General features: G+C 44.7%; 22 protein-coding genes. 6 read left to right on the forward strand and 16 right to left on the reverse strand.

Going from position 1 to position 25347, the window contains the following annotated elements; all coding sequences use genetic code 11:
- Window positions 1-63: 63 nt before the first annotated feature.
- Window positions 64-1584, forward strand: coding sequence for a phytoene desaturase family protein (locus tag ACFSVM_RS11805; RefSeq protein ID WP_379262281.1), 1521 nt, complete (start codon window positions 64-66; stop codon window positions 1582-1584).
- 140 nt (window positions 1585-1724) lie between these two features.
- Here the strand turns inward: ACFSVM_RS11805 and ACFSVM_RS11810 are convergent, their stop codons facing one another.
- The 6 genes from ACFSVM_RS11810 to ACFSVM_RS11835 form a co-directional block, all read right to left on the reverse strand.
- Window positions 1725-3233 (reverse strand): glycoside hydrolase family 43 protein, encoded by a 1509-nt coding sequence (locus ACFSVM_RS11810; protein ID WP_083655973.1) that lies wholly within the window; start codon window positions 3231-3233, stop codon window positions 1725-1727.
- A 114-nt stretch (window positions 3234-3347) separates the two neighbouring features.
- On the reverse strand, window positions 3348-4247 hold the full coding sequence (locus ACFSVM_RS11815) for an alpha/beta hydrolase family protein (protein ID WP_076313757.1): 900 nt from the start codon (window positions 4245-4247) through the stop codon (window positions 3348-3350).
- The gene (locus ACFSVM_RS11820; RefSeq protein WP_076313756.1) at window positions 4244-5602 is read right to left on the reverse strand and encodes a glycoside hydrolase family 28 protein; all 1359 of its coding nucleotides are present in this window, start codon (window positions 5600-5602) and stop codon (window positions 4244-4246) included. The genes ACFSVM_RS11815 and ACFSVM_RS11820 overlap by 4 nt, the downstream gene beginning before the upstream one ends.
- Complete coding sequence (locus ACFSVM_RS11825) at window positions 5599-6765, reverse strand: glycoside hydrolase family 88/105 protein (RefSeq protein ID WP_076313755.1); 1167 nt, start codon at window positions 6763-6765, stop codon at window positions 5599-5601. Before ACFSVM_RS11825 ends, ACFSVM_RS11820 begins: the two co-directional genes overlap by 4 nt.
- A 147-nt stretch (window positions 6766-6912) precedes the next feature.
- Complete coding sequence (locus ACFSVM_RS11830; protein WP_076313754.1) at window positions 6913-8427, reverse strand: extracellular solute-binding protein; 1515 nt, start codon at window positions 8425-8427, stop codon at window positions 6913-6915.
- Window positions 8428-8462: 35 nt separating this feature from the next.
- The gene (locus ACFSVM_RS11835) at window positions 8463-9368 is read right to left on the reverse strand and encodes an ABC transporter permease (RefSeq protein ID WP_081872274.1); all 906 of its coding nucleotides are present in this window, start codon (window positions 9366-9368) and stop codon (window positions 8463-8465) included.
- 374 nt (window positions 9369-9742) lie between these two features.
- On the opposite strand from ACFSVM_RS11835, the gene ACFSVM_RS11840 reads away from it, so the two are divergent.
- Window positions 9743-10639 (forward strand): carbohydrate ABC transporter permease, encoded by an 897-nt coding sequence (locus ACFSVM_RS11840; RefSeq protein WP_076313753.1) that lies wholly within the window; start codon window positions 9743-9745, stop codon window positions 10637-10639.
- 107 nt (window positions 10640-10746) lie between these two features.
- On the opposite strand, the gene ACFSVM_RS11845 is transcribed toward ACFSVM_RS11840, so the two are convergent.
- Window positions 10747-12990 carry an AraC family transcriptional regulator gene (locus tag ACFSVM_RS11845; protein WP_076313752.1) on the reverse strand — a complete coding sequence of 748 codons (2244 nt, stop codon included), beginning with the start codon at window positions 12988-12990 and terminating at the stop codon, window positions 10747-10749.
- 213 nt (window positions 12991-13203) lie between these two features.
- Here ACFSVM_RS11845 and ACFSVM_RS11850 point away from each other — a divergent pair, with 213 nt between their 5' ends.
- Both ACFSVM_RS11850 and ACFSVM_RS11855 read left to right on the forward strand, forming a co-directional pair.
- Window positions 13204-13947: a cupin domain-containing protein gene (locus ACFSVM_RS11850; RefSeq protein WP_379262285.1), complete on the forward strand. Its 744-nt coding sequence runs from the start codon at window positions 13204-13206 to the stop codon at window positions 13945-13947.
- A gap of 195 nt (window positions 13948-14142) precedes the next feature.
- Complete coding sequence (locus ACFSVM_RS11855) at window positions 14143-14880, forward strand: class I SAM-dependent methyltransferase (protein WP_379262287.1); 738 nt, start codon at window positions 14143-14145, stop codon at window positions 14878-14880.
- Between the two features lie 61 nt (window positions 14881-14941).
- Here ACFSVM_RS11855 and ACFSVM_RS11860 read toward each other — a convergent pair whose 3' ends face one another.
- The 8 genes from ACFSVM_RS11860 to ACFSVM_RS11895 all read right to left on the reverse strand — a co-directional run bounded on the left by ACFSVM_RS11860 (window position 14942) and on the right by ACFSVM_RS11895 (window position 21825).
- Entirely contained in the window at window positions 14942-15451 is a 510-nt protein-coding gene (locus ACFSVM_RS11860) for a PTS sugar transporter subunit IIA (protein ID WP_076313749.1), read from the reverse strand.
- Between the two features lie 203 nt (window positions 15452-15654).
- A complete protein-coding gene (locus ACFSVM_RS11865; protein ID WP_379262289.1) occupies window positions 15655-16719 on the reverse strand; it encodes a stalk domain-containing protein in 1065 nt (354 codons plus the stop codon).
- A gap of 308 nt (window positions 16720-17027) precedes the next feature.
- Window positions 17028-17258, reverse strand: coding sequence for a helix-turn-helix domain-containing protein (locus tag ACFSVM_RS11870; RefSeq protein WP_076313747.1), 231 nt, complete (start codon window positions 17256-17258; stop codon window positions 17028-17030).
- Between the two features lie 11 nt (window positions 17259-17269).
- Window positions 17270-17746: a DUF2975 domain-containing protein gene (locus ACFSVM_RS11875; RefSeq protein WP_076313746.1), complete on the reverse strand. Its 477-nt coding sequence runs from the start codon at window positions 17744-17746 to the stop codon at window positions 17270-17272.
- A 293-nt stretch (window positions 17747-18039) separates the two neighbouring features.
- On the reverse strand, window positions 18040-18588 hold the full coding sequence (locus tag ACFSVM_RS11880; RefSeq protein WP_379262291.1) for a hypothetical protein: 549 nt from the start codon (window positions 18586-18588) through the stop codon (window positions 18040-18042).
- 78 nt (window positions 18589-18666) lie between these two features.
- Window positions 18667-19263, reverse strand: coding sequence for a hypothetical protein (locus ACFSVM_RS11885; RefSeq protein ID WP_379262293.1), 597 nt, complete (start codon window positions 19261-19263; stop codon window positions 18667-18669).
- Window positions 19263-20096, reverse strand: a complete 834-nt coding sequence (locus ACFSVM_RS11890) for a hypothetical protein (protein ID WP_379262295.1) — start codon at window positions 20094-20096, stop codon at window positions 19263-19265. Before ACFSVM_RS11890 ends, ACFSVM_RS11885 begins: the two co-directional genes overlap by 1 nt.
- A gap of 205 nt (window positions 20097-20301) precedes the next feature.
- The gene (locus ACFSVM_RS11895; RefSeq protein ID WP_379262297.1) at window positions 20302-21825 is read right to left on the reverse strand and encodes an MDR family MFS transporter; all 1524 of its coding nucleotides are present in this window, start codon (window positions 21823-21825) and stop codon (window positions 20302-20304) included.
- A gap of 270 nt (window positions 21826-22095) precedes the next feature.
- Here ACFSVM_RS11895 and ACFSVM_RS11900 point away from each other — a divergent pair, with 270 nt between their 5' ends.
- Window positions 22096-24063: an anaerobic ribonucleoside triphosphate reductase gene (locus tag ACFSVM_RS11900; RefSeq protein ID WP_379262299.1), complete on the forward strand. Its 1968-nt coding sequence runs from the start codon at window positions 22096-22098 to the stop codon at window positions 24061-24063.
- Entirely contained in the window at window positions 24060-24572 is a 513-nt protein-coding gene (gene nrdG / locus ACFSVM_RS11905; RefSeq protein ID WP_076313741.1) for an anaerobic ribonucleoside-triphosphate reductase activating protein, read from the forward strand. The genes ACFSVM_RS11900 and nrdG overlap by 4 nt, the downstream gene beginning before the upstream one ends.
- Here nrdG and ACFSVM_RS11910 read toward each other — a convergent pair.
- Window positions 24569-25204, reverse strand: coding sequence for a DUF1796 family putative cysteine peptidase (locus ACFSVM_RS11910; RefSeq protein WP_379262301.1), 636 nt, complete (start codon window positions 25202-25204; stop codon window positions 24569-24571). The two genes, nrdG and ACFSVM_RS11910, sit on opposite strands and share 4 nt — an antisense overlap.
- Window positions 25205-25347: the final 143 nt, after the last annotated feature.

Below are 25347 nucleotides of genomic sequence, written 5' to 3' on the forward strand. Positions count from 1 at the left end.
ATCCGTACATCACCTACTTTATACGGTGCAACGAGATCAGAGAACGAGAAGAGGAGAATAAATATGCGCAAAAAAATGATTGTCATCGGCGGAGGATTGGGCGGGCTGTCAGCAGCTATGAGACTTGCAGCCGATGGTCATGAAGTAACTGTCCTAGAAAAAAATGAACGTGCCGGGGGTAAGCTGAATGTTCGATCCGGTGAAGGCTACTCCTTCGATACAGGTCCATCTATATTGACGATGCCATGGGTATTGGAACAGCTGTTTGAGAGCACTGGACGCCAGCTATCCGATTATATGAAGCTCGTACGAATTGAGCCGCAGTGGCGAACTTTTTTTGAAGATGGTGTATCCATTGATGTGACCAGTGACCTGCCGGAAATGCTGTCCACCATTAAAGAAATCTCCACGGAGGACGCCGCAGACTTCTTGAAATATCTTCAGTACTGTCAGAAGCAGTACGATATGAATCGACGCAGCATTTATGCCAGAAGTCTCTCAGGTCTTGATGAGCTTCGCGGGATGCATTCAATCAAAGAGCTGCTGGCGATGGACCCGCTTCGTACCATGGCACAAAGCACCGACAAATATCTAAAAGACAAGCATTTAAGACAGCTGTTTAACTTCTTTATTATGTATATTGGCTCATCCCCTTACCATGCTCCTGCTGTCCTGTCTCAGCTCATCTATGTGCAGCTGGGACTCGGGATCTATTATGTGGAAGGCGGAATGTACAATATAGCTAAGGGAATACTGAAGGTTCTCCATGAGCAAGGCGTAACTGTACGTACCGACGCCAAGGTAACGAAGATTAACACGAAGGATAATATAGCAACTGGCGTAACGCTGCACGATGGAACCGTGCTGGATGCAGACCTTGTCGTATCGAATTTGGAGGCCATCCCAACCTATCATTCGTTATTGAAGGATCAGAACGGGGCTCTGAACTCAGCTAAGAAGCTGAATAAATTCGCGCCAACCGTATCCGGGCTTGTTCTGCTATTAGGGGTCAACAAGAAGTACGAGCAGCTGCTCCATCATAACTTCTTCTTCTCTCAGGATCCGGCGAAGGAATTTGATGATATCTTTAACAAGGGCATTCCTTCCAATGATCCAACGGTGTACATCGGGGTTTCCAGTAAATCGGACGCCACTCAAGCTCCGGAGGGAAAAGAAAATTTGTTCGTCCTCACCCACGTTCCGCCGCTTAAGCCGGGTAAAAGCTTCGAATCCAATGCAGAAGAGTATCGGGAGCTTGTCCTGAATAAGCTTGAACGAATGGGACTTACGGATATACGCCAGCACATCGAATTCGAGTATACTTTTATCCCCGACGATCTTCAGCGGTTATATGGCGCTAATGGCGGTTCCATTTATGGTGTGGCCACAGACCGTAAGATGAACGGTGGATTCAAGGTGCCCAGCCGCAGTGATTTGATTGAGAATCTGTTTTTTGTCGGCGGGTCTACGCATCCAGGCGGAGGCGTTCCTATGGTTACTCTATCTGGCCAGCTAACTGCCGATCTTATCAAGGAACAGTACTCAAAAACCGCAAAGTCAGGAAAAGCCAAAAAAGCGAACTGAAGCTTTCATATGAGCGATAAGGTTTGAACCTGTGTCAGCTCGTATGTATGCATAAAAAATAAGGCACGAGTCTCTTTTTTGGATGAAAGATGACTCATGCCTTGTTTATTTTTGTTCACTGTCATTTATTTGTGCTTTAACTATTTCTGGCCTGTATAACGAAAATATGAAAAGTCCGCATAGCTGCCCATGAACTGATTCATATCATGAGCTGCAATTCCAACAAAGTTCCCCGTGAACCCTCCGGATAAAAATCCGACATGATGGGCCTCACCGAGCTCATTCCATTCGCCTTCCTCTGTCCGGTAATAGAATTGTCCATTTACGCCGGATACATCGACAGCGAGCTGTAAAGGCTTACCCTCTTCAAGCTTCACGATGACGGGCTCCAGTGTAAATTCATCTTTTTCACAGCGCATAAGACGCAGCACTTTACCCAGTTCTTTCTCTCGAGTTACATAAGCAAACCAATAATTGTCTTCGTTTAAATACAGCATGAGTCCTGCCATTTGCAGATACATCGCTGGCTCGTAGTCCAGCTCTGTTTCGGCTCGGAAATGCGTATCCGCCTGTCGAACTGCTAAGATATGATGCTCGAACAGACTTTGAGCCGATTCTCCTGCATGAATTCTCAAATAACCGGGTCTTTCTGATAAATTGCACCATCGATCGTCTGCCACGATACGAAGTGTATTCCACTCGGGCCTCAACCCAGCTCCCGTAAAATCATCATAGAAGTCTGTGCTGCGCTTCCCTCTAACCACCGCACCCTTGGGAAGCGGAACCTCTGTCTGAGGTGAGTGACCACCAGAAGTTAATCGAAGCCAGCCTTCTGAATCCCAGTAGACCTGCTGCAATGCGGTTTCCCTGCCCAGAATAGGGTACTTTCCTTCAACCGGCCGAGTGCATAAATGAGCCATGTACCACTCACCCTCAGGCGTTTCAATCAAGCTCCCATGCCCGGCGCACTGAAGCTCAAGCTCCGGGTTATCACTTGAAGTCAGCATTGGATATTGAGGATCCACTTCGTAAGGACCGAGCAGCTCCGTAGACCGGGCTACTGTAACCGCATGTCCGCTGCCCGTTCCACCTTCCGCTGTAATTAAGTAGTAATATCCGTTTCGTTTATAGATATGAGGAGCTTCCGTCTTCTTGAGCGGCGTACAATCAAAGAGCTTAATGGGTTCTCCAATCAATCTCTGCTGCTCCGGATCGTATTCTTGAATGACAATTCCGCTGGACTTATTCCCTTCCGTAATTCGATAATCCCACAAGCAGTTTAACAGCCATTTTCGCCCGTCGTCATCATGATACAGGGATGGATCAAACCCGCTGCTGTTCAAATAGATGGGCTCTGACCATGGCCCTGTAATTGACTGGGATGTAATGAGGTAATTATGGGTGTCTTTAAAAGGTCGTTTTGTGCTCTTCACATCGGTATACATCAAGTAATACAGACCTTCATGGAAGCTTAGCTGTGGAGCCCAGATACTGCAGTTCTTGGGATTACCCTTAAGGTTCACTTGATCTGTTAACACATCCGTACAAAACTCCCAATCCGCCAGATTATCCGATTGATAGATTCGAACACCCGGCAGCCATTCGAAGGAAGAAACCGCAATATAATACATATCGTTCACACGGATCATACAAGGGTCAGGATTAAATCCGGGAAGTATCGGATTCTGAATGGTCTTGATATTCGTCTCTTTCGTATTGTTCGTAATCAAGCTAACGCCTCCCTATACAAGATGAATAGTAGATTACAAATATTTGACTAAGAAATCCTTCCAGGCATAACGCATCTCTGCGGTTTCCATATGTCCCGATCCGGTCTCTATATGCTGCCAATGCTCAGGATATCCAGCCTTCTCATATGCAGATTCAAGGCCATCAGCCAGCAGCATGACTCCTTCATAAGGACATAACCGATCATCCCGCCCGTTTAGGCTCAGTCTCGGGCGCGGGACGATCCTTTCCTGAATGGAAAGGGTTGTGAAATGCTTAAGCAAGCCGGGAACATATGAATAGAATCCGTGATGATCAAGGCCCCTCTTCATAATCAAGGTGTGGGCATCGACCTGACCACAAATATCAACGACCACCTTGATTCGATCATCCAGTGCCGCAAGCCACCACGACATAAGTGCTCCCATAGACATGCCGATCGTACCAATGCGGCTGGAATCTATATCCTCTCGTGTACAAATATAGTCAAGCAAGCATTGATTATCACGAAGCATTCTGCCCCATAATACTTCTCCCCGCCACAGCATTTCTTTGACAAGCTCGCTTTCTGTTCGGCCGGAGCGCTCGTTGAATCCGCGCATATCCATACAACAAGCCGCATATCCCATAGAGGTCAGTGTCTTGGCAAAGGATGGCTGCTGCAGATAATGACTGCTCGTTAGAAATTCGTTGCGTCCTCCCGCATAATTGCCGCCATGGGAATGGTTAAATACAACGACAGGATATGGACCTTTCTGGTTTAACGGAAGCGCCATTGATATAGATACCTGCTCCATTCCATACAGTTCTAGCATGATTGTCTGAAGAAGATAGCCCTCCTTCTCCTCTTCAGTCAGCAATCGTGAGTTCGATACGCCTCCTTCAGGAAGCTCTCCTAACAGCTGCCACAGTGGATCTGCCTGTGATGGCTTCATACCGGATTCTCCTGAGAAGGCTTTACCGCAGCTTCATGAATGAGCTCTTCTGCACGGTCCGTATTTCTCGACTCACAGCCCTCAAATTTAACGGTGTCTCCATTCTCCACATAAAAGGCAGGTCCCTGATGATTCTCGATCGTCACGTTTCGAAACCGAACATCCCTTACATTCCCAAGGAAGAACCCTCGATTGTTCATCTCTTCGATTCCCGCCATCATCGCAGGGACAGCGGGTGTCGCATTTTCTGCCATGGTAATATCAATCTGATCAAATGTAATTTCAGAGACATATTGCTCTGCCAGACCATAGATAAACCCTGCTGCTGCATGAACGTTACGGGCCGTAATCCCTGAGAAATGAATCCGCCGAAATCGTGGAGTTTCAATCGTCACAGGATACGGATTTTTGTCCCATACATATTTGTCTGTTCCGCGAGGACCGCAGAAGTAGTATAGATTTAATATAAATGGACAGATGACATCCTCCATGACGATATTGCTTACGCGAATATCTTCAACCGTGCCGCCACGTCCCCGTCTTGACTTAAGACGAATGCCCCGGTCCGTATGCTTGAAGACACAGTTTGATATCACCACATTGCGCACATCACCGCTCATCTCGCTGCCAATAACGACAGCTCCATGCCCATGAACCATTGTACAGTTCGTAATCGTGATGTTCTCACACGGAACTCGGTGAGCTGTATCCTCCGTACCTGCTTTGATCGCGATACAGTCATCTCCGACATCGATATGACAATTGCTGATTCTGACGTTCGAACAGGATTCGGGATTAATGCCGTCTGTATTCGGTGAATCGGCGGGATTCAGAATCGAGAGATTATCAATAGTGACGTCATGGCATAGAATCGGATTCACTGTCCAGCTTGGCGAGTTAAACAGCTGTACATCCTTGATCGTGACTCGGCGGCAGCTGTCGAAGCTGATCAGCTTCGGTCTAGGATATGTGAGCTCCTCCGGACGATTCCGCTGCTTATCCCACCACAGTGCACCATTGCCTTCAATCCGGCCTGTCCCTGAGATCATTACATTCTCCAGCTGTTCACCATAGATACAGGAAGCGTGAACCTCCCGTTTCACACCTTCCCAGCGAGAGGTGACTACAGGATAATCCTCTGGCTTGTCACTGAAGGACAATGTAGCGCCAGGACTTAAATACAGATGGATGTTGCTCCGAAGTATGACTGCTCCAGTAGCATAAGTACCCGCAGGGATCACTACCGTTCCTCCCCCTGCTGCTTCAGCAGCAGCAATAGCCGCTGTAATGGCTTTGGTGGACAGCTGACTGCTGTTTTTATGTGCACCGTAATCATCAATGTTATAGATGGTCATTGCTGAGCTCCTCCCGTTACGGGCAGACTTAACTCACCAGCCTGAACCAGCTCCTCGTATTCAGCACAAGCCAAGAGGAAAGCACCGAGTCCCTTCTGATCATTCGTAATAATCGGTTCGCTAATGTAATACGCATAGGTCCCATCACGACGATCTGCACCACCCAGTCCCGCCACTTGACAAGTCTTGTTAAGATTGAGCCAGCCTTCCTTGGTTTCTAATATAAATTCAGCAATGAGCCCCTGGAATGCCCGCTCTAATGAATTGTTCCATTCAGAACCGAGAAGTCCCAGTCGAATTCCCTTCGCCATCGCATAGGTGAACATGCTGGAAGCCGAGGCTTCCAAATAGTTACCTTTGCGTCCAGCCTCATTCACAACCTGGTACCATACTCCGGAATCCGCATCCTGAAAGTCTGCTACTGCCGTCAGCGTATCCTTGAATATTCGTTCGAGCTCGTTATAGTCCGCATGCTCCTTAGGCAGGAGCTCAAGAACGTCAGTGATGGCCATGAGGAACCAGCCCAGTGATCTGCCCCAGAAATTCGGTGACAGTCCGGTACTCTTGTCGCACCACGGCTGTACACGTTTCTCATCCCAAGCGTGGAATAATAACCCGGTTCTGTCGTCTCTCGTATGCTTCTCGCATAGAATGAATTGCTTCGTTACGTCACCAAGATCCCCCTCGGACTCAAACGTAAGCAAATACTCCAAGTAGAACGGGGAGCCCATATATAAGCCATCCAGCCAGATCTGATAAGGATATATTTCTTTATGCCAAAAAGCCCCCTCGGAAGTCCGGGGATGCGTCAGCAGCTGCTTCCTCAAAGTAGAGGCTGCAAGTTTGTATTTATCTTCACCCGTTTCCTCATACAGGACATATAGAAGCTTGCCATTATTCAAGTGATCAATGTTATGCTCGTCCTGCCTATAGCCTCGAATCGATCCATCCTCCTGAATGAAGTGATCCATATTGCTCTTAATATAATCGAAGTATTTCTGTTCTCCGGTGGTACGCCATAAGCGCTCAAATCCTTTGAGGATAACCCCGTAATCATAGGACCACTTCTCGTTATATCCTTTATCCTCATACAGCCTTGGTGTCCGCTCCATAATAGAATGTGCCATTCTGTGCGCACAGCTAGTCTGGTTTGTTTGATTCATCTCAAATACATCCTCCTTTGTGATCGATAAGCCGCTCCGTCTTCAATAGGTCCTGCTGAAGAACGAAGCGGCAATACATTTTAACGACTATGAAACTAGTTGAAATACATCCGCAGTGATCAAGAAGAATATGTCATAAGGATCGGGTTATTGACCATGCACAGCCTGGTAAGCAGCTTCGTATTCTGAGATAATCTGATCACCACCTGCTTTTCTCCAGCTGCTTACGGCTTCATTAAATTGATCGAGGTTGATTTTGCCCAGAATATATTTGTAGGTTGCATCAACGATCGTTTTTTGCAGCTCAGATCCTTGAGATGAGAAGGTAGCGGATTCGAGCGAATACAGAGGGTTCAGCACGGCAAACGTTGAATTCTCCTCGATCAGACGGTCAGATTCCTTCTTCAGTGGATCGTTGTCATGAATCTCGTAACCGGTCTCGTTAGGTCTGGAGGAAGCGAATGGCTGAACCTCTTGCTGCCACAATTCTGTGTTCGTAATCGTTACTGCTTTTTCCTCATTCACCGTGTAATGTGTTCCTTCAATACCGTAGGTCATCAGTGTGTAGACTTCCTCGGACATGAGATCGTCCATGAATTGCAGGAGGCGTTTGAGCTCAGCTTCGTCCTTGACTTCCGATTTAGGGAATGCCAGCAATCCGCCAACCCCATTGGAGATCGACCAGATTGCGCGATCCGCTTCATTGCCCGTTGATGTAATGTCGTTGACAAGTGTAAGCTCCATATCGTCCTGAACACCCTTAGCCATGTTAAGCAGGTTCTTGCTGTCGAATAGAGCACCTACATAAATACCGGCTTTACCTTGAGCAAAATTCTGCTGCTGATCTGTCTTCGCTGTAACAGCAAAGTCCTGGTTAATGTATCCGTTCTCATATAGCTCTTTCATATAATCCATCGTTTTAACATAGCCTTCTGTCTCAAACTCAGGCGTTACCTTGCCATCCTCTCCTACACTCCATACACTTGGTGTGCCGAAATAGGAGCTCAAGGTCTTGAATGCGCCATAGATCAGGTCACTGCGGTCCATGAAGCCTGTCGTATCCTTCGCACCGTTCCCATCAGGATCCTGCTCTGTGAAGGCTTTGGCAACCTCCATTAATTCGTCTGTCGTCTTCGGCACTTCAAGTCCCAATTTGTCCAGCCAATCCTTCCGAATGACGACACCATTTCTCGCCACTTGCTTCTGCATCGGAATTCCGTAGAGCTTGCCCTCAATGGACGCGGAATTCCGCATGTCTTCTGAAATCGTCGCTAGGTTCGGAAATTCATCCAGGTAAGGACCAACCTCCCAGAACACACCCGCTTTTAGTGCGTTACGGACAGAGGAGTTCTCCATCAATGTGATCGTTACAATGTCAGCCAGAGAATCCGAAGCAAGTGACGTATTCAGACGCTCTTCCTTCGAAGCATCCGGAATCCATGAGAATTCAATGTTTGCATTGGTTGCCTCTTCAATCTTGTTCAGTACCGTTTCTGTTGGCGGCGATGCCGTATGAAGAATATTCAGCCAGGTAATATTGGCTTTGCCATCCGCATCAACGGACGGCTCAGAAGATCCTGACGTATCTCCTCCACAAGCACTAAGCACAAGTCCACCTGCAATAGTAAGCGCTAACAATTTAGATAATTGTTTTTGTTTCATGTACATATCCCCTTTTTATATATGATAAAAAAAGATTAATACACACCGTCTTCTCCAAACTTCTTCGCCAGCTTATTGGCAATCATGACGAGGATAAGTCCTACCAGCCCTTTAAACAAGCCTACTGTGGTACTGAAGCTGAGCTGTCCATTCTTCAGACCGGCAGTATATACATAAGTATCAAAGATTTCCCCAACCTCCCGATTGAGTGAGTTCAGGAGCAGGAACATATGCTCAAATCCTAGTTCAAGCGTGTTGCCGATCTTAAGTATGAGCAGTGTAATGATCACGGGTCTAATGGCCGGCAAGGTAACATGCCAAATCTTACGAAGCCTGCTCGCACCATCCATTTCAGCGGCTTCATAGAGCTGGGTATCTACTACTGTAATCGCTGCCAGATAGATAATGGTAGACCAGCCGACTTCTTTCCAGATGATTTGACCGATGTACATTGGACGCAGCCACTCCGGCGAAGTCAAGAAGCTAATCTTCTGACCGCCTAATGCAGCAATGATCTCATTTACAACACCGCCGTCCACATTCAGAAATACATATGTAATGGAGACGATGATAACCCATGACATGAAATGCGGAATGTAAATGATCGTTTGAATCGAGCTCTTGAACAGCTTGTGTCTGACTTCGTTAAGCATGAGTGCAAGTATGATAGGTAATGGAAAGAAGACGACAAGCTCAAGTGCAAATAAGATTAAGGTGTTGCTGAGGAGCATGGCGAATGTCGGTTCAGTAAACAACCTAATGAAATGCTTGAAGCCGACCCAAGGACTCCCTTGAATACCAAGATAGGGCTGATAATCCTGAAAGGAAATAATGAGTCCGCCCATTGGCAAGTACTTAAATACAACAAAGAATAGAAATCCGGGTAAAATCATTAAATAGAGCAGCTTGTATTTCTTTAAAAAATGAAAGGGTTGAAACATCTCTTTTTTCTTACGTGTGCCCACCTGATATGAAACGGCCGGGGTATCTGCTTCCTTCAATCGCTGTCGACCTCCTTGAAAAATACTTCTTCAACATGCAATGATGCTGAGTCGGTTGTTCGAAGCCAAGCATACCCTCATATGGTCCGTTACGTATATAATCATCAGCTATATTCACTGCTGGAATGCGGGTTTAGCAGGGATTAATGTAGCTCATGATCATTATTTAATATCAGGATTATCAGTGTAAGAAGCCGCTTTTTAACGTGAAATGAAAGCCGTAGGACATGATTATATACGGAATTTGGTCTCCTTGATAAGGTGTATATATCTCAATAATACTTACATCCGAAATAGAAGGAGGTCCTCATCCTATGGCTGCAACTGCCAAGAAACCCGCCTATAAAAAAGAGTCCCTGGGAAGCCGCATATTTAATGTTGTCAATTACACGCTGCTAGCACTGATCGCCCTGGCTTGTCTGCTTCCCTTCATTAATGTACTCGCAAGCTCGTTTGCATCTACGCAGGAGCTGGTTGAGAAGAAGTTCGTGTTATTCCCTACAACGTTCTCCCTGGATGCATACAAGTACATCTTCTCGACCTCGACGATCTTCCAAGGTCTTGCGGTATCGATTGGTACGACAATCGTGGGAACGGCTGTAAGTATGCTCCTGACTGCGCTGATGGCTTATGGCTTGTCCCGCAGGTATTTATATGGAAGAAGCTTCATTAACTTCATTGTCGTATTCTCCATGCTGTTCAGCGGTGGTATGATTCCTACTTTTCTGGTTGTCAAAGCCACCGGCTTGATTGATTCGTACTGGTCGTTGATCCTGCCCGTTGCAATCAATGCATTTAACCTGATTATTATGAGAAACTTCTTCCAAGCACTGCCAGATAGTCTCGAAGAATCTGCCAAGATCGACGGAGCGAATGATTTCCGAATTCTAGGGAGCATTATGCTGCCGCTCGCCCTTCCGTCGATTGCTACACTGTCCTTGTTCTATGGGGTAACCTATTGGAATACCTACACGAATGCCATTCTGTACCTGACGGATTCAGACAAATGGCCTTTGCAGGTCCTTCTGAGACAAATCGTTATTGTCTCCAGCGGCATGGAAGGCGACAGCTCTGCGGTTGATATTATCCCGCCTGCACAGACCATCAAGATGGCCGTCATCGTTGTGGCTACACTTCCCATGCTGATTGCTTATCCATTCGTGCAGAAGCATTTTACCAAAGGCGCACTGCTCGGTGCAGTAAAAGGATAGTTGAATATAAAACAAAGAAGTTCGGTCTGCGCGCATTTCATTTTGCTCGCTTGCTCCGAACTTCTTTTGTTTGACATGACAAAGTCCCTGATCTTCAAGCCTGATTGTCATGCTTGAAGCTTCATTTTTCGATAAGCTCCAGGTGTCACATGCTCTTTCTTGCGGAAGGATCTAATAAAATTTTGAGGATTCTGATACTGTAATCGCTCGGCAATATCTTTAATGGTCATATCCGTATCCACCAGCCATTTTCTTGCGATATCTAATCGATAGTTCATCAGAAATTCCGTAAACGTCATGCCATACTCCTTTTTGAAGATGCTGCTTAGATAGTTGGGACTATAATGAAGTCTTTCACTGATGGATTCCAACGACAATTCCTGATCGTATTCAGCTCGGATGATGGATGCAATGCGGTCTGCGATTGACCTGAATTGGTGATTGGTCTTCTCCTTCATGCATTTAACCATGGGCAGTATCACTTCATCGACCAGAATACGTTCAATCTCCTCCGGGTTGCGAATATTCAATAAGCGGTGGTATAAATTAGCGTTATCCGGAGTTAAGAGCACTTCAGCACCAATGTGCTGTTCCAATTGAATCAAATTATTAACGAAGCGCATCAGTGTCACTTCCAGATTCATCGGGTTCTTGCTGTGCTTCATCATGTCAGCGAGCAATGGATACAGCGCACGAAGAACGGCACTCTCATCACCCAGCCGGATCGCATCAAACAGCTGTGTCTCAAGCTCTGCCGGATAATGAAGAACCATTGGTCCCGAGATGACCGTCGAGATATCATCAAAGAAGATGATCGACTCTTTTCCTAAATTAAGTCTCTGATGAAGAGCCTCTATGCTCATCTCGCAAGCTTCACGGCTCTTAAGTAAATCGGTATAGCTCTGACTTACACCGATACTGACAGGCAGTCTTAGATATTCTCGTGAGGATCGGATAATCTGTTTGGCATAGGCAATGATCTTCTTACGGATCTCCTGCTCACTGTCTCCTTCGAACATAAGGATCGTAGCTTGCGTACGCTCATTCATAACAACAGGGAGCAGTCTTCCTCCCTGAGGAACGATGTCCTGTACTAGATTGTTTACCGCGAGCAGCAAAACATCCTTATCGGACAATTGTTTATCATGATAGCGGTCCATTTGTACAAGCATGGTGACATAGACCTTGTCCTCTTGGACTCGATATCCGAAGCGGGACATACTACGCCAAGCCTCATCAGACGTTAATCGGTTATGCAGCAAATTCAGAACAAACTGTGTTTCGAGCTTCGGCTTCTCCGCCTCCATCAAATGCTCCAGACTTTCCTTCTCTGACACGATCGAGTCAATAGATCTGATGATCCAGTCTACCTCATCCTTCATCATCGGTTCTGAGCTGTGCGCTAAGCTGCGCTGGATCTTGCGAATCGGCTTAGACAGGTATACGGACAAGAAATAAGCGATGATAAAAATTAATATCATGATGATTAACCCCATGACTACGATACCGATGCGAGTGGCAGACATCGCTTCACTAACCGCCTTATCATCCAGCAGCGTCACAAACGTCCAGTTATTATACGAGGATTTGGCATAAATGACATTCACTTCTGCCTGCGTATCGCCCGGGATCGTCAGCTTCCCTGTCTGCGGCCGACTGGAGGCTGCATCCATGATTTGTTTGATCTGGACATCACTCAGCTGCGGGTGTTCCGTATCCGCCGAATACAGAAGCTCACCCTGTTTGTTCAAAATATAAACGGGTGTATCCGGCTGTGACTGCAGTGTGTTATTAAGCGTCTTTAACGATATAGAAGACAGTGCAATGGCTTGCTTATTGTTCGAGAATACGGGCAGGGTATGTACAAATTGAATTCCGTCCTCGGTCTTTACCCAGAATAGATCCTCGCTCTTTTCGCTTATATATTTATTGTACAATTCACTTTTCTCTTCATCTGTCAGCCGGGATAAGGAGCCATTGGTAATGCTCCAGTCTTGCTTGAGACTAATGAGAGAATATTGAACTCCATCCAGCCCAAGTGAAGCAATGTAGTTCAGCTGGGAGTTTACCTCCTGATAGGTCTGGAATTCCTGCTCTGTAAGCGGGTTATTGATTACATCAGTGAAGGATTTGGTTGTACTGTAGGTGTTGAAGGCATATTCAATCGTCTGAATCTTCTGCTCCAGTGTGTTACGAATCTGGGAGATCAGACTCTGCTGACTGTCACTAATCCGATCAACGACAGAGTTAGTAGTTGACACATAAATATAACTTCCAAAGGATATAACGAGTCCCAAGCTCAGGATGAGAACAGGAATGAATATATTATAGAAGGTCTTGCTCTTTCTCATTATTTCCGCTCCCTTAACCCCATGATATGAATTTGGATATTCTTTTTACATTAATTTCAATTATAGCGCTTTCATATCAATTTCGACAAACCTTTTTCCTAAAACGATTAAAAATTATCGCACTCGGGAGCAAATCAAATGATCTAGGCATATGCTGAAAAAAAGTTGCTCACGTACAGAATGTGGTGTACAGAATGGGAGGAACAGCAGCTCATGAAGACCAATCCAGTCTTACAATCTCCATCCCTCAATCTTAGCGGGGATTCCAATGCGGTCACTACTTATAAGAGAGATGCGCATAATTACATTACACAGATGTTTGCAGAGCAAATGCCTGCAATTGAAACTGGTTTTTTCAATGCACATATGAGCAAGAATATCATCGTTCAGCCTCACTGGCACACGAACGTCAATGAGCTGGTGTATGTCATTAGCGGAGAAGTCGTAACCTCCGTGTTTGATCCTTTTACACAAAAGCTGATGTCCTATCGGCTGAGGCCCGGTCAGGTCTCCATGTTTCCTAAAGGTTGGTTCCACTGGATTGTGTCCATGAAGGACAACACACATTTTCTTACGATCTTTGATGAACCGACACCTGACATTGTGTACGGCTCTGACTTCCTTCGGTTCACACCGAAAGAAATTATGAATCTTGCTTACTGTGTAGATGAACAAAAATATGCGGAAGCGGCCCTACCTATTCAAGAATCTGTTATTCTTGGTCCACCGCCTGGCTGTAAACAAGCAAAGAGCAGCACGCAAGGAAAGAACAGCACTCATCGGACTGTGAATCACACCCAAGGAACAGCTGGACAGGGAAATAATATCCCTCCTCAAGGTGTTTTTCATCAATCAAGTTATGCTCCGCATGGATATTCGGACGATGATTATGAATGGGTCAAGGGCAGTCCGTATCATTATTATTATCCTCACAGCTCTTCACACTATCAGCCGTAGTGATTCAAAACCTCCACAACGGACAATAAACCGCACTTTCATAACCCGTCATACGGGGTGAAGCTGCGGTTTTTCATATTGGATAGACTGCTTCTCAAGGTAATAAATGATTATAATTAGTCTATAGTCTAGAATCTTTGACCTTAAGTCCGTAGAGTATGAATAGGGAGATGACTAGAGAAGGAGCCTTCTGTTATGAAGCAAAATAAGTATGATGAATCGACCTTTTTCAACGAATACAGCCGTATGCCCCGCTCGACCGGCGGATTGGAGGCAGCTGGGGAATGGCCCGAGCTGAGACGAATGATCCCACACCTTAAGGACAAATCCGTCCTTGATCTAGGCTGTGGTTATGGCTGGCACTGTCGCTATGCTGAGGAACAAGGTGCTACATATGTACTTGGAATGGATATATCAGCGAAAATGCTGGAACGTGCCAGAGCTCTGACTGATCATCAGCATATAGAATATAGAAGAGCGGCAATTGAAGATCTGAGTGTGAGCGATGAATCATTCGAGGTCGTAATCAGCTCGCTGGCAATCCACTATATTGAAGACTTTAAACAACTATGTCATAAAGTACATCAAATACTGACGCCTGATGGTCATTTTGTTTTCTCTGTGGAGCATCCGATGTTTACAGCACTAGCAGCCCAAGATTTCTATTATGATACCGAGGGCACTAAATTACACTGGCCTGTTGACAACTACCACCTTGAGGGTATCCGTGAAGCTGATTTTCTAGGTCATACGGTGATGAAATACCATCGTACAGTTTCCACCTATGTAAATGAACTCTTGTCTGCAGGCTTTCAGTTGACTCGATTATCCGAGCTGAAGCCAACACCTGAGATGTTAAGGTCGAGCCCAGCATACGAAGAAGAGCTGAGAAGACCTATGTTTATGCTCATTTCTGCGGTTAAGAAACAGTGATCCTGCATGAAAAAGGGACCTCATCTCTTATGTGATGTAAGAAATGAGGTCCTTGTTCAACCTAATTTAGATGAACTTTAATCACACTGCCGGACTGCGCACTTACGCTGCCAGCGGATTCGTTCGGCTCCACACTTTTCACTGCATCAATGCCAGCCGGGATCAATACAGGCGTAACCACCGGGTATCCTGCTGCTTGAATGGCTGCGATGTCAAATTCGATCAGAAGCTGACCTGCTTTTACTTCATCCCCTGTGCTGACATGAGCCTTGAAGCCTTCACCTTTCATAGAAACGGTGTTAACACCGATGTGAATAAGTACTTGTACTCCTGTTGCATGCTCAAGAATAACAGCGTGCTTGCTCTTCTCAATCAAATGAGCGACTTTGCCATCAAAAGGAGCTACAACCTTGCCTTCTGTCGGCTCGATCGCTACTCCCTCACCCATTGCCTTCGAAGCGAACGCTTCATCAGGAACATTCGCAAGTGGAACTACGGTTCCTGTCAGCGGGGCTGAAATCTCAAGTACATCCATTTTTTCAGCAGATTTACCTTTTAACCATTTAAACATCGAATCTCCTCCAATAACCAAACATTCATTTGTATTTATTTATATTTAGATAAAAATCTCTCCGTCATTCATCATAACACAATTCCGAAAAACGTTCGAAAACAAATCCTGTCTTTATCATGAATTTTTCACACATCAATTGTAATTATTCCCATATTAAAAAGTTGATACCAGATGGGCTATATACACATGATGTGATGGCTTTATTTCTGATAAGACGTATAACTCACTTTGTCTGCTAGGAAACGACCGCCCTCATATTTGTAATCAATGATCACATCTCCCGAGAAAGTAACGGTGCTTGCCGAAGCCCCGAGACGTGCACTAAGCTGTCCATTATCGATAAAATAATAGACAATGGCTCCGAAGCCAAGCTCAGAATAGAAATAATCCGGAGGATTCCCTGTATATTCCTCAAGTACGTGCTTGATTTCCTCTTGTTCTTTTATCTTCAGAGACACAGTAACTTTCCCATCCTGCGTTGTAATAGTGGAATCAATCTGTTCTTTGATAATATCCTCGAAGGATTCAATCGGAATTTCCTTGTGATTGTGCAGATTTACAATGTGGACATCCTTCTCCATGAGTCCTGTTCCATATCCGAGTGTATTAATGACTGCAAGCTCTTCTCGTCCGTCATTCGTAAGGTCCTCCACATAAATATCAGGCTTATAGCTCCAGTTCCACATGCCTTCCCAACTCGTAAAAGGATGAGACTCTCCATTAATGATAAGGTTCATTCCCTTTACATAATCATACTTATTCACCTGTGCCGCTTGTAATTGAATTTCTCCATGCTGAGGAGCGGTCATGGTGTAATATCGGTTTGTGGTGAGATATAAAATTTGGTCCATTTTATCAAATCGCATAGATGAATCTGAGATTTCACTGAGAAATGACGCAGGCACCATTACGCGATGATTGATTAATTGAACCTTTTCTTTTAAATTGTACAACTTACCAGCATATGAAACCTTCGCTACACCCGGATTAAGAACAAAGGATTGTCCGTTCATCTGCACAGTAACTGTCTTGCTCGCATTATTCCACTGGATCTGTGCTTTCGACAGCTTGTGAAGCATCGTGATTGGAACCATTACCGTACCCCGCTCAAGATAAGAAGAAGCTGTCAGTCTTACTTGTTCGTCATCAATATTCACTTGTATCGTTTTATTTTCTGCTGCTGATGCCTCGTGGTGGGGAAATCCGTGGACAGTAGATAATAGCGTCGTAATCACACCCGCTAGAGCGATCCGTTTCCAGTTCATCAGTCCGCCTTCTTTCATTTCTTTAAAAGTTTGAAGATACAACCTAATTAAACCATTTTAAGAAAGGATATTCTGTTGGTCAATAAATCAATCTAGAAATAACATTGAATCAAGTTAGGAATAAGCTTAGGCACCATAACATTATAAAGTCACACATATTAGATATTATGTAAACTGACGCAACTTCTTATCCCTAACAAAAATCAGCCGACCTGGTCAACGCTTACCCTTCCGTAAGTCTTCTTACTTACTTCACAGGGTTGGTTAAAGGATCGGCTGAAATGATGTACTAATAGATGTCATTTTAATCAGAGCTCTACTTCTGCTGAATCATCATCCATTCGATATTCCAAAATATCTCCTGGCTGGCAGTCTAATGCTTTACATATCGCCTCCAGCGTTGTTAACCGAATGGCTTTGGCTTTTCCATTCTTCAGTATAGAAAGATTCGCCATCGTGATCCCGATTCGCTCGGAGAGCTCAGTAACACTCATTTTTCTCTTCGCCAGCATGACATCAATATTTATAATTATGGCCATATTATTCCACCTCAGATGATTAGGTCATTTTCTGATTTAATATCAATCGCTTCCTGCATCAGCTTCTGGAGAACAGCGGCGAATACGGCTACCACCAGAGGAGCAAAGATCAATACCATGCCTATAATAATTAGGCCAGGTGCGTCGTCTTTCTCAGCCAATAGAAAAATGAACGGAAGGATGATAACATACAGGATACTTATCGAGAATGCACAGGTTTTAATCGTTTTTAAAGCTTTAACTGAGATTACAGAGAACGCCTTATTCTTGTCAATGTAGCTTAGAAGCCGAAACGCCTGAAAGAGCCCTATAAAGAAAGGGATCACAGACACATACAGCATGATTACAATCGGATACAGCATATACGCAAATTCTGGATTCGCTGGGTTACTCAGTAACCAAGGCAGACCAACAATACAGAGCACAAGCACCGGGATTCCGATAAGAAAAACAGCTGCTTTTAGAAATAATGTTGAACCTTGTTTCATACAAACACCTCACCAAAATAAATTTCTTATTGAATTTAGCATATTATTTATCGTTTCACAATAAATTTTTACTTTAATTTATTATATAATTATTGTTAAAGGATTATTCTGGATTTGAATTTCTCTCTTTATCTATATTTCTGATATAGGTACATCTACAAGATCGCGTAAATTGGTATGGACTAGAGAAAATATTTATAATCTTAGTATGAATTTTTCAGGTGTTGAGTGAACCTAATGGTTGCCAATAACAATAAAAAAACCGCTCCTTTATTCAAGGAAACGGTTTGGGATCAATGTGATTTGTTCTCATCTCGGCCTGTGATAATCTCCCAACGATTCTCGTACTTCATTAGGCTCGGATGAAGCTCTCTCGGCTTATCATTTATAATTAATCGGATCCTCTTTATCCATTCTTCAAAGAAGGAGTAAGAAGCGAACAAGTTCGCATACAAAGGCGAGATATATACGAAATGAGGTGCTGGATAGTACTCTGTCAGATGCCGTAAAGCAGCCTCCATCGGTGTATATTTCTTCCGCTTGCCCTCCCATCCCTCAACCATAATGAGCCTTTCATTTGACTGGTCACGCTTCCAGTCATGCAGCCGGTCCTCTCTCTTATAGAAGGGCTGTGTACTGTGCTTCAGCATGCGCTTAATGGTAGCATCGTGAAGGGGATAGAGAACCAGCTTCTTAAATTTTTTCGCTTCTGTTAATTCTAATGCGTTTGCGAGCTCCTTGTCCTCCACCCCGTCAAAATCATCATAATAGATCAAAGTTCCTTTGATCTCGTCCTCCTGGGGTTCATATCCATAGGGAACGGAATAGACTTCCCTTGCCATATGCTTCCCCTCCTTCCTACAGTTATATCGTTATTTTAAACCAATCTCTAGAAGCTCAGTCATGAATCAACGAGCAGTCTATCTGCTGACAGATTCGCTCCACTTCTCCATGGTTTTGGCCATCCGGAACAGCAGAGCTATGAACAGAAGATAGAATACAATCTGAATGATAGTAAATATGAATATAACCGTTAATATCGTGTCGTCCATATTAAATGCCAAGGGATACATGATCATAAGAAGGGCATGTAGACCAAGTAATCCATTTTTTCTGAGACTGATCACTTCCTGAATCTTCACATTATGAAACACACCGGATTCTCCGATTACTGTGAGTCCTCTAAATATAAAGACAAGCAGGAACAGCGTAAGCAGACTAAGTAATTCCGCAAATATATGAACATACAGAGGAATAGAAGCAAAGCTGTTATAATCGACTGGCGGAACAAATATACCGGCTATGGACATGAATAATAAAATAAGGCTGAATCCTTTAGCTCGGCTAAAATCTTTGAAACGCTCACCGAGCCGGCTTAAGCCGAAGTATATCAAGATAAAACCTACAAAATCAGGCAGGATATCAATAGGACCCAAGTTTAAATCAATGAGTACAAATAGAAATCCCCATCCCATTTTGCGAAGGGGTGCCACCGTGCTTCGTATGGATGGAGACATTAGTTCACCTCCTGTACAATGGACCGGATCTGTTCTTCGGAATAACTTAGATTATTGATCATAAAGCTGAAATCTACAATTTCTTTATCTTCGGGTGTATTAAAATGCATTAACGCCAACGCTTCGTAGATCATGAACTCACTAGGATCCTCAGGGAGCTTCCACTGATATCTTAAGGTGATGCGATCGTCAGGGACCACTTCCTTCGGATAAGTAACCTGATCTGCCGGCTTACCGTACAGTGTATAATCAATGAGTGAAGAGAGCTCTTCCGTATGGGTCATCTCTACCTTCGTCAGCCAAGCTTTAGTGACCACTCTCAGGTAATCATGACCGCTTCCATCTGAGGATGCACCGCTTGAACCCATATCCGTAACATATCCTTTCTCAGGATAAGGCCGAACAACGATCTCTCCAATCGGAACTGTCTCTGTAGAACCATCATCATAATACACCTCAATCTCCCGAATGACGATGTCCTTGTCCTGTTCTGTATCTATCTTCGTATTCTCTTCCGGTCTGAGATCAATATAAAACCGTTTAAGATTCTGGTAATCATATTCTATTTGGGTTGTTGGACTTCCGATTGCGGTATGAGGCAGCTCTTTAATATGAATTTGGCTTACTTTCTTCCCCTGATCCTTATTCTCCAAATAATAAACCTTGATCTCCGTAAGATGATTAATGGCAGTCATATACTGCTTAGGAAATAACGGTTTATCCAGCTGCATGCTGTTGTAATAAGCCAGATTCCATACCCAGCTAAGCAGGAGCAGCAAGAAAAAGAAGGTCCATTTCCATACCGATTTCTTGTGTGATGTAAATTTAAGCAATCCTTACTTCCTTTCCATTTCAGTTTGTGTTTTTCTGCAAGACTATATATTACCATAATTATTAACTTTACAGACCCAAACTGCAGAAAAAAACCGCGCATTTAATGATGCGCGGCTGCTCCTTTTTTCTAAACTCTACCTATTTTGCAACTAAATAACTGGTTCCTTCTGTTTTGTTGCTCTGTTGTTCTGTCGCTCTACTGCACTATTCTACGGCCGGATTCGCGGCCAGTTCCTTCACTTCTTCCTTATGTTCAGGCGTTTCGTGGGAACCTCCGTCTGTATTAACTCTGTTCACGAACAAAGCAATTACAAACCCGGCACAGGCAAGAATGAGCCCGATCATAAATGCATCCTGCACTCCAGCTGTCATCGCGGCAGCCTGCTCTGCCTGACCTGGGTTTGCTATCCCTGCAAGTGCTTTGTTCTGACCGGATTGCATGATGGATATGAACACAGCCGCTCCAAGCGCACCAGATGTCTGCTGCAATGTACTCAGCACTGCGGTTCCGTGAGGATATAGCTCGGTAGGCAGGGCATTGAGCCCGTTCGTTTGGGAAGGCATCATAATCATCGCGATTGAAATCATCAGCACGGTTTGCAGTCCCATTACGATCCATGGCGATTGAAGAAGCTCGGTTTGCATAAAGCCAATAATCGTCAAGATGAGCATGCTGATCCCTGGAATTAACAACACCCTTGGTCCATACTTGTCGAATAGGCGGCCCATCACGGGAGACATCAGTCCGTTAAGAAGACCTCCTGGCAACATGACAAGTCCTGTTGTTAGCGTACTGTAGAGAAGAACCTGCTGCAGATATATAGGTAATACCAGCATCATGGCGAACATCGTCATCGTCACAATGATGGATAACACAACCGCAATAGTGAACATGGAATTACGAAATACCCGCATATCCATGACTGGTGTCTTCAATCTTATCTGACGCAATACGAAGAGAATCAAGGAGATTGCACCTGCACCAAGCACATAGTAAACGTAACTGCTGACTGCCCCCTCACCGCCGCCTTCTCCAAGGCTTCCGAAGCCAAATACCAATCCACCAAAGCCAATGGTTGACAGTATAATCGAGATGACATCCAGTTTCGGTCTGGAAGTCCGTGTAACGTTCTTCAGTCTCCAATATCCGAATAGGATGGTCATCAATACAATCGGAGCAACCAAGAAAAACAGCCATCTCCAAGATAAAAATTGAAGTATAAAACCAGATAAGGTAGGTCCGATTGCAGGTGCAAACATAAGTACAAGCCCCACCAGTCCCATTGCAGCGCCTCTTCGTTCAATCGGTATGACAGCCAGAATAATGTTGGTCATTAAGGGAATAAGCACTGCCGTACCAATGGCCTGCACAACGCGTCCTGATATCAATATTGCGAAGTTTGCGCTGAAGCCGGCGATTAATGTACCTGTTAAGAAAAGAATCATAGCGGATAAATACAGCTGTCTCGTCGTAAAGCGTTGAACCAGGTAAGCAGACACCGGAATCAATACGCCGATCACGAGCATGTAGCTAGTTGACAACCACTGCGCCAAATGCGGATCAATGCTGAGATCTCCCATAATTTGAACCAGCGCAACGTTCAGCAGTGTCTCATTAAGTATGGCGACAAATGCCCCTGACAGCAGGACGGCAAGTAATTGGCCGACCTTCGGTATCTTTTTATCCTCTCCGCTCGCTGATATTCCTGCCTGCATATTTGCTTCCACTCCCATCCTCCTCCATCTTTGTTTTATTCGTTCAAGAAAATACGCAATCCAAACATAGCATGGTTCCCCAGCTTTGTATCGGTGGTTTATGTCTTAAATCATTTTCTACCATCCTGCTTTAAGGCAAGTATATGTCATAAACAGCAGCAAGCCACTGTGATATTTTTCATACCCTTTCCTATATATAGTGATTATGATAATTATAAACACCTACATATTGTATGTATGTCTACCTCATTTCATATATTCAAATTTCAAAGGAGGAGCAAAATGGCACAAATTGAAGCTGCAATGACGGTGAAAAAGAAATCAGATGACCTCACCGATATCATAAAACGGATTATAGACTCAAAAGAACAGGATGTGCTTCGCGAGAATGCGAACTTGAACGGGGACTCTTTCAGCGGGAAGATGAGCAAGATTGGTTCTGAAGCATCCAAGGAATACGCATTAAAGCATGTTCTCCCCCCTTATGTCGCACGAGCAGTTGAACAAGGATATATTTATGTTCACGATCTGGACCAATATGCACTGGGCACCACAAATTGTATATTTATTCCGTTTGACCGCCTGCTAGAACGAGGATTTAATACGGGGAATGGCTCTGTAAGAACACCAAGATCGATTATGTCAGCCATGGCACTGGTCGCCATTATTTTTCAATCTCAACAAAACAGCCAGTTCGGCGGTGTATCCGCCAGCAAGATCGACTGGGACCTGGCACCATATGTCAATCGCTCATTCATCAAGCATTACCGCAAAGGCCAGCAATTGTTTGAAGAAACAGGAGAGATTGAAGATGTGGATATTCACTTTGCGAGCGAGAAGGCCCGGACTCTATCGCCCAAATCCTTCACGTTTGCTCATGATGAAACCATCACAGAAACAAGACAAGCTGCCGAATCGCTGATCCATAATTTGAATACCATGAGCAGTCGCGCTGGTGGTCAGATCCCTTTCACATCATTGAATTACGGAATGTGCACCTCACCGGAGGGGAGACTCGTATCCCACTCTCTTCTCGATGCAGCGATCTCAGGCTTGGGTCATGGGGAAACACCTGTGTTTCCGCAGCATATTTTTCAGTGCAAGCAAGGTGTAAATCAGCGGGAAGGCGATCCAAACTATGACTTGTTTTTAAAGGCCGTAGACTGCACCAGCCGCAGGCTGTACCCGAATTTTATAAATATCGATGCTTCTTTCAACCTCCCTTACTATCGGGAAGGAGAACCAGATACGATCATGGCCACGATGGGCTGCAGAACGAGAACGATTGCAGATCGCTTCGGCAGAAACAGACTGTCTGGCAAGGGCAATCTCTCCTTTAATACGGTCAATTTAGTCAAACTTGGCATCGAGCAAGGTATTATTCTGCATCAACGACAAGCTGCCAATCTGAACGGTTTTTATAAAAATCTGCATTACTCCATGGAGACTGCGCTCTCGGGTTTGCTCCATCGATACTCACTTCAATCTATACAGCCTGCTAAAGCTTCGGACTTCATGATGAGAGAAGGCGTCTGGGAAGGTGGAGATCAGCTTCATCCTGACGAGCCCGTTGGCAATCTCCTGAAGCATGGAACACTTTCCATCGGATTCATTGGGCTGGCTGAATGCCTCAAGGCCCTTCTCGGACAGCATCATGGAGAGAGTGAGCTCGCCTATAACGAAGGACTGAAAATTATAGAAACGATGCGGGCATTCTGTGATCGCAAAAGCGAAGAGTATAACCTTAATATTACGCTCTTCGCCACTCCGGCAGAGGGATTATCCGGTAAATTCACACAGATGGATAGAGAACAATATGGACGGATACCTGAAGTCACGGATCGGGAGTATTATACGAATTCCTTTCACGTGCCCGTCTATTACTCCATTAGCAGTGCCCGAAAGATAGAGCTTGAGGCTCCATTTCACGAATTGTGCAATGCTGGTGCGATCTCCTATGTAGAGCTGGATGGAAATGTTCGCCATAATCAAATCGCTTTACGCAAAATCATTCAATATGCGCTCACACAGAATATGGGCTATTTCTCTGTTAATCACCCGATTGACCGTTGTCCTGATTGCGGGTATGAAGGGGTCATCGGAACGACGTGTCCCTCTTGTGGTGTGACTGAAGAGCAAGTGCATTTCAGCCGGCTGCGGAGGGTTACAGGATATTTGACCGGTGATTATACACTCCGATTTAACGAAGCGAAGCAAGCCGAAGTACGAGACCGGGTGAAGCATCAATGAATATATGCGGGTATATCCCTGAATCCGTTAATGAAGGGGCAGGACTGCGAGCCGTCGTGTTTATCAGTGGGTGCCGGCATGCCTGCCCAGGCTGTTTTAATAAGGACTCATGGAATTTTGATGCAGGTACTCCATTTACAGATGCAGAACAGAAACGCATCATTCAAGATGTTAAACATAATCCCCTTGTAGATGGTTTGACTCTATGCGGCGGAGATCCATTCTTCTCGGCAGAGGAATGTATTCAATTTGTCGAGCATTTTAAAGCGAAATGTCCTGACAAAACGATTTGGGCTTATTCTGGCTTTACCTTTGAAGCACTGCTTGCCAACAAGAAACGTAAACAGCTCCTGCTTCTGTGTGACATTCTTATCGATGGGAGGTTTATAGAGGAGCAGAAGGACGTAAGTCTACTCTATCGGGGAAGCCGTAATCAGAGAATTATTGATGTACGTAACAGCTTGAGGAGCAACAGCATTGTGCTGTATAACGAGGGAGTAAGTTGTTAATATTGCGTCGCATATATATCCTGAAGGATGTACCGCCAGATGCTATGGTTGTCTTCAAACATATTATCGACTTGAGGGATCAGCAGGGTGCAAACGTTGGGGAGCTCCCAATCGATTTCTACCACATTTTGAACAGAAGCATGGTTAACTACCAAGAGCCTGAATTCACCTGCTGTCATCTTTTGCAAAACATCAATCAGCTCCGCCGTTTCATGCCGTGTAGCCTCTGTACGCAAAAACAAAGTTTTCTTGTTAAGGATCATTCTATTCAAAAATCGCGCGGATCTACGCTCTATCTTATCTTGTAATATGGAATAGCTGGCTAAATGATGTGGAGTGTTCGATACCAGTGGAAAATCATGATGTGAGTATATATCATATGCAGCATCTCTCACAATATAGCACTCTGCCAGTGGATTAACACCGATTACAGTCATATTCTCAGGCTGCATCATATATTTGAAGCGATTACGAAGCAGCTCCGTTACACCTGACAGCTGAGGTGTAATCATCCAGTCGATGACGCCTGCCATTGTACGAATTCGGCTGTGATTCAACTGACTTGCAGCCAGACAATTGTGACCAAGACTATATGCTACGTCATAGTGCCCTTTAATATCTGTCCACTTCACTAGGGTAGGATCCTCCTTTTTAATTCACGTCTCCTTATAGTAGATTAAGTTAGAGCCGAGGCTGCTTGTATTCCAATCTATCTTTATTAAATTGATGTATTTGATATAAGACCTTTCCCCATAAGAAAAAAGCCCGCTGACAA

Source organism: Paenibacillus shunpengii, assembly GCF_042684905.1.
Classification (GTDB): domain Bacteria; phylum Bacillota; class Bacilli; order Paenibacillales; family Paenibacillaceae; genus Paenibacillus; species Paenibacillus shunpengii.

Coding starts and splice junctions, on each gene's coding strand:
- ACFSVM_RS11805 (WP_379262281.1), top strand. CDS start 64: ATGCGCAAAAAAATGATTGTCATCGGCGGAGGATTGGGCGGGCTGTCA.
- ACFSVM_RS11810 (WP_083655973.1), bottom strand. CDS start 3,233: ATGATCCGTGTGAACGATATGTATTATATTGCGGTTTCTTCCTTCGAA.
- ACFSVM_RS11815 (WP_076313757.1), bottom strand. CDS start 4,247: ATGAAGCCATCACAGGCAGATCCACTGTGGCAGCTGTTAGGAGAGCTT.
- ACFSVM_RS11820 (WP_076313756.1), bottom strand. CDS start 5,602: ATGACCATCTATAACATTGATGATTACGGTGCACATAAAAACAGCAGT.
- ACFSVM_RS11825 (WP_076313755.1), bottom strand. CDS start 6,765: ATGAATCAAACAAACCAGACTAGCTGTGCGCACAGAATGGCACATTCT.
- ACFSVM_RS11830 (WP_076313754.1), bottom strand. CDS start 8,427: ATGAAACAAAAACAATTATCTAAATTGTTAGCGCTTACTATTGCAGGT.
- ACFSVM_RS11835 (WP_081872274.1), bottom strand. CDS start 9,368: ATGTTTCAACCCTTTCATTTTTTAAAGAAATACAAGCTGCTCTATTTA.
- ACFSVM_RS11840 (WP_076313753.1), top strand. CDS start 9,743: ATGGCTGCAACTGCCAAGAAACCCGCCTATAAAAAAGAGTCCCTGGGA.
- ACFSVM_RS11845 (WP_076313752.1), bottom strand. CDS start 12,990: ATGAGAAAGAGCAAGACCTTCTATAATATATTCATTCCTGTTCTCATC.
- ACFSVM_RS11850 (WP_379262285.1), top strand. CDS start 13,204: ATGAAGACCAATCCAGTCTTACAATCTCCATCCCTCAATCTTAGCGGG.
- ACFSVM_RS11855 (WP_379262287.1), top strand. CDS start 14,143: ATGAAGCAAAATAAGTATGATGAATCGACCTTTTTCAACGAATACAGC.
- ACFSVM_RS11860 (WP_076313749.1), bottom strand. CDS start 15,451: ATGTTTAAATGGTTAAAAGGTAAATCTGCTGAAAAAATGGATGTACTT.
- ACFSVM_RS11865 (WP_379262289.1), bottom strand. CDS start 16,719: ATGAACTGGAAACGGATCGCTCTAGCGGGTGTGATTACGACGCTATTA.
- ACFSVM_RS11870 (WP_076313747.1), bottom strand. CDS start 17,258: ATGGCCATAATTATAAATATTGATGTCATGCTGGCGAAGAGAAAAATG.
- ACFSVM_RS11875 (WP_076313746.1), bottom strand. CDS start 17,746: ATGAAACAAGGTTCAACATTATTTCTAAAAGCAGCTGTTTTTCTTATC.
- ACFSVM_RS11880 (WP_379262291.1), bottom strand. CDS start 18,588: ATGGCAAGGGAAGTCTATTCCGTTCCCTATGGATATGAACCCCAGGAG.
- ACFSVM_RS11885 (WP_379262293.1), bottom strand. CDS start 19,263: ATGTCTCCATCCATACGAAGCACGGTGGCACCCCTTCGCAAAATGGGA.
- ACFSVM_RS11900 (WP_379262299.1), top strand. CDS start 22,096: ATGGCACAAATTGAAGCTGCAATGACGGTGAAAAAGAAATCAGATGAC.
- nrdG (WP_076313741.1), top strand. CDS start 24,060: ATGAATATATGCGGGTATATCCCTGAATCCGTTAATGAAGGGGCAGGA.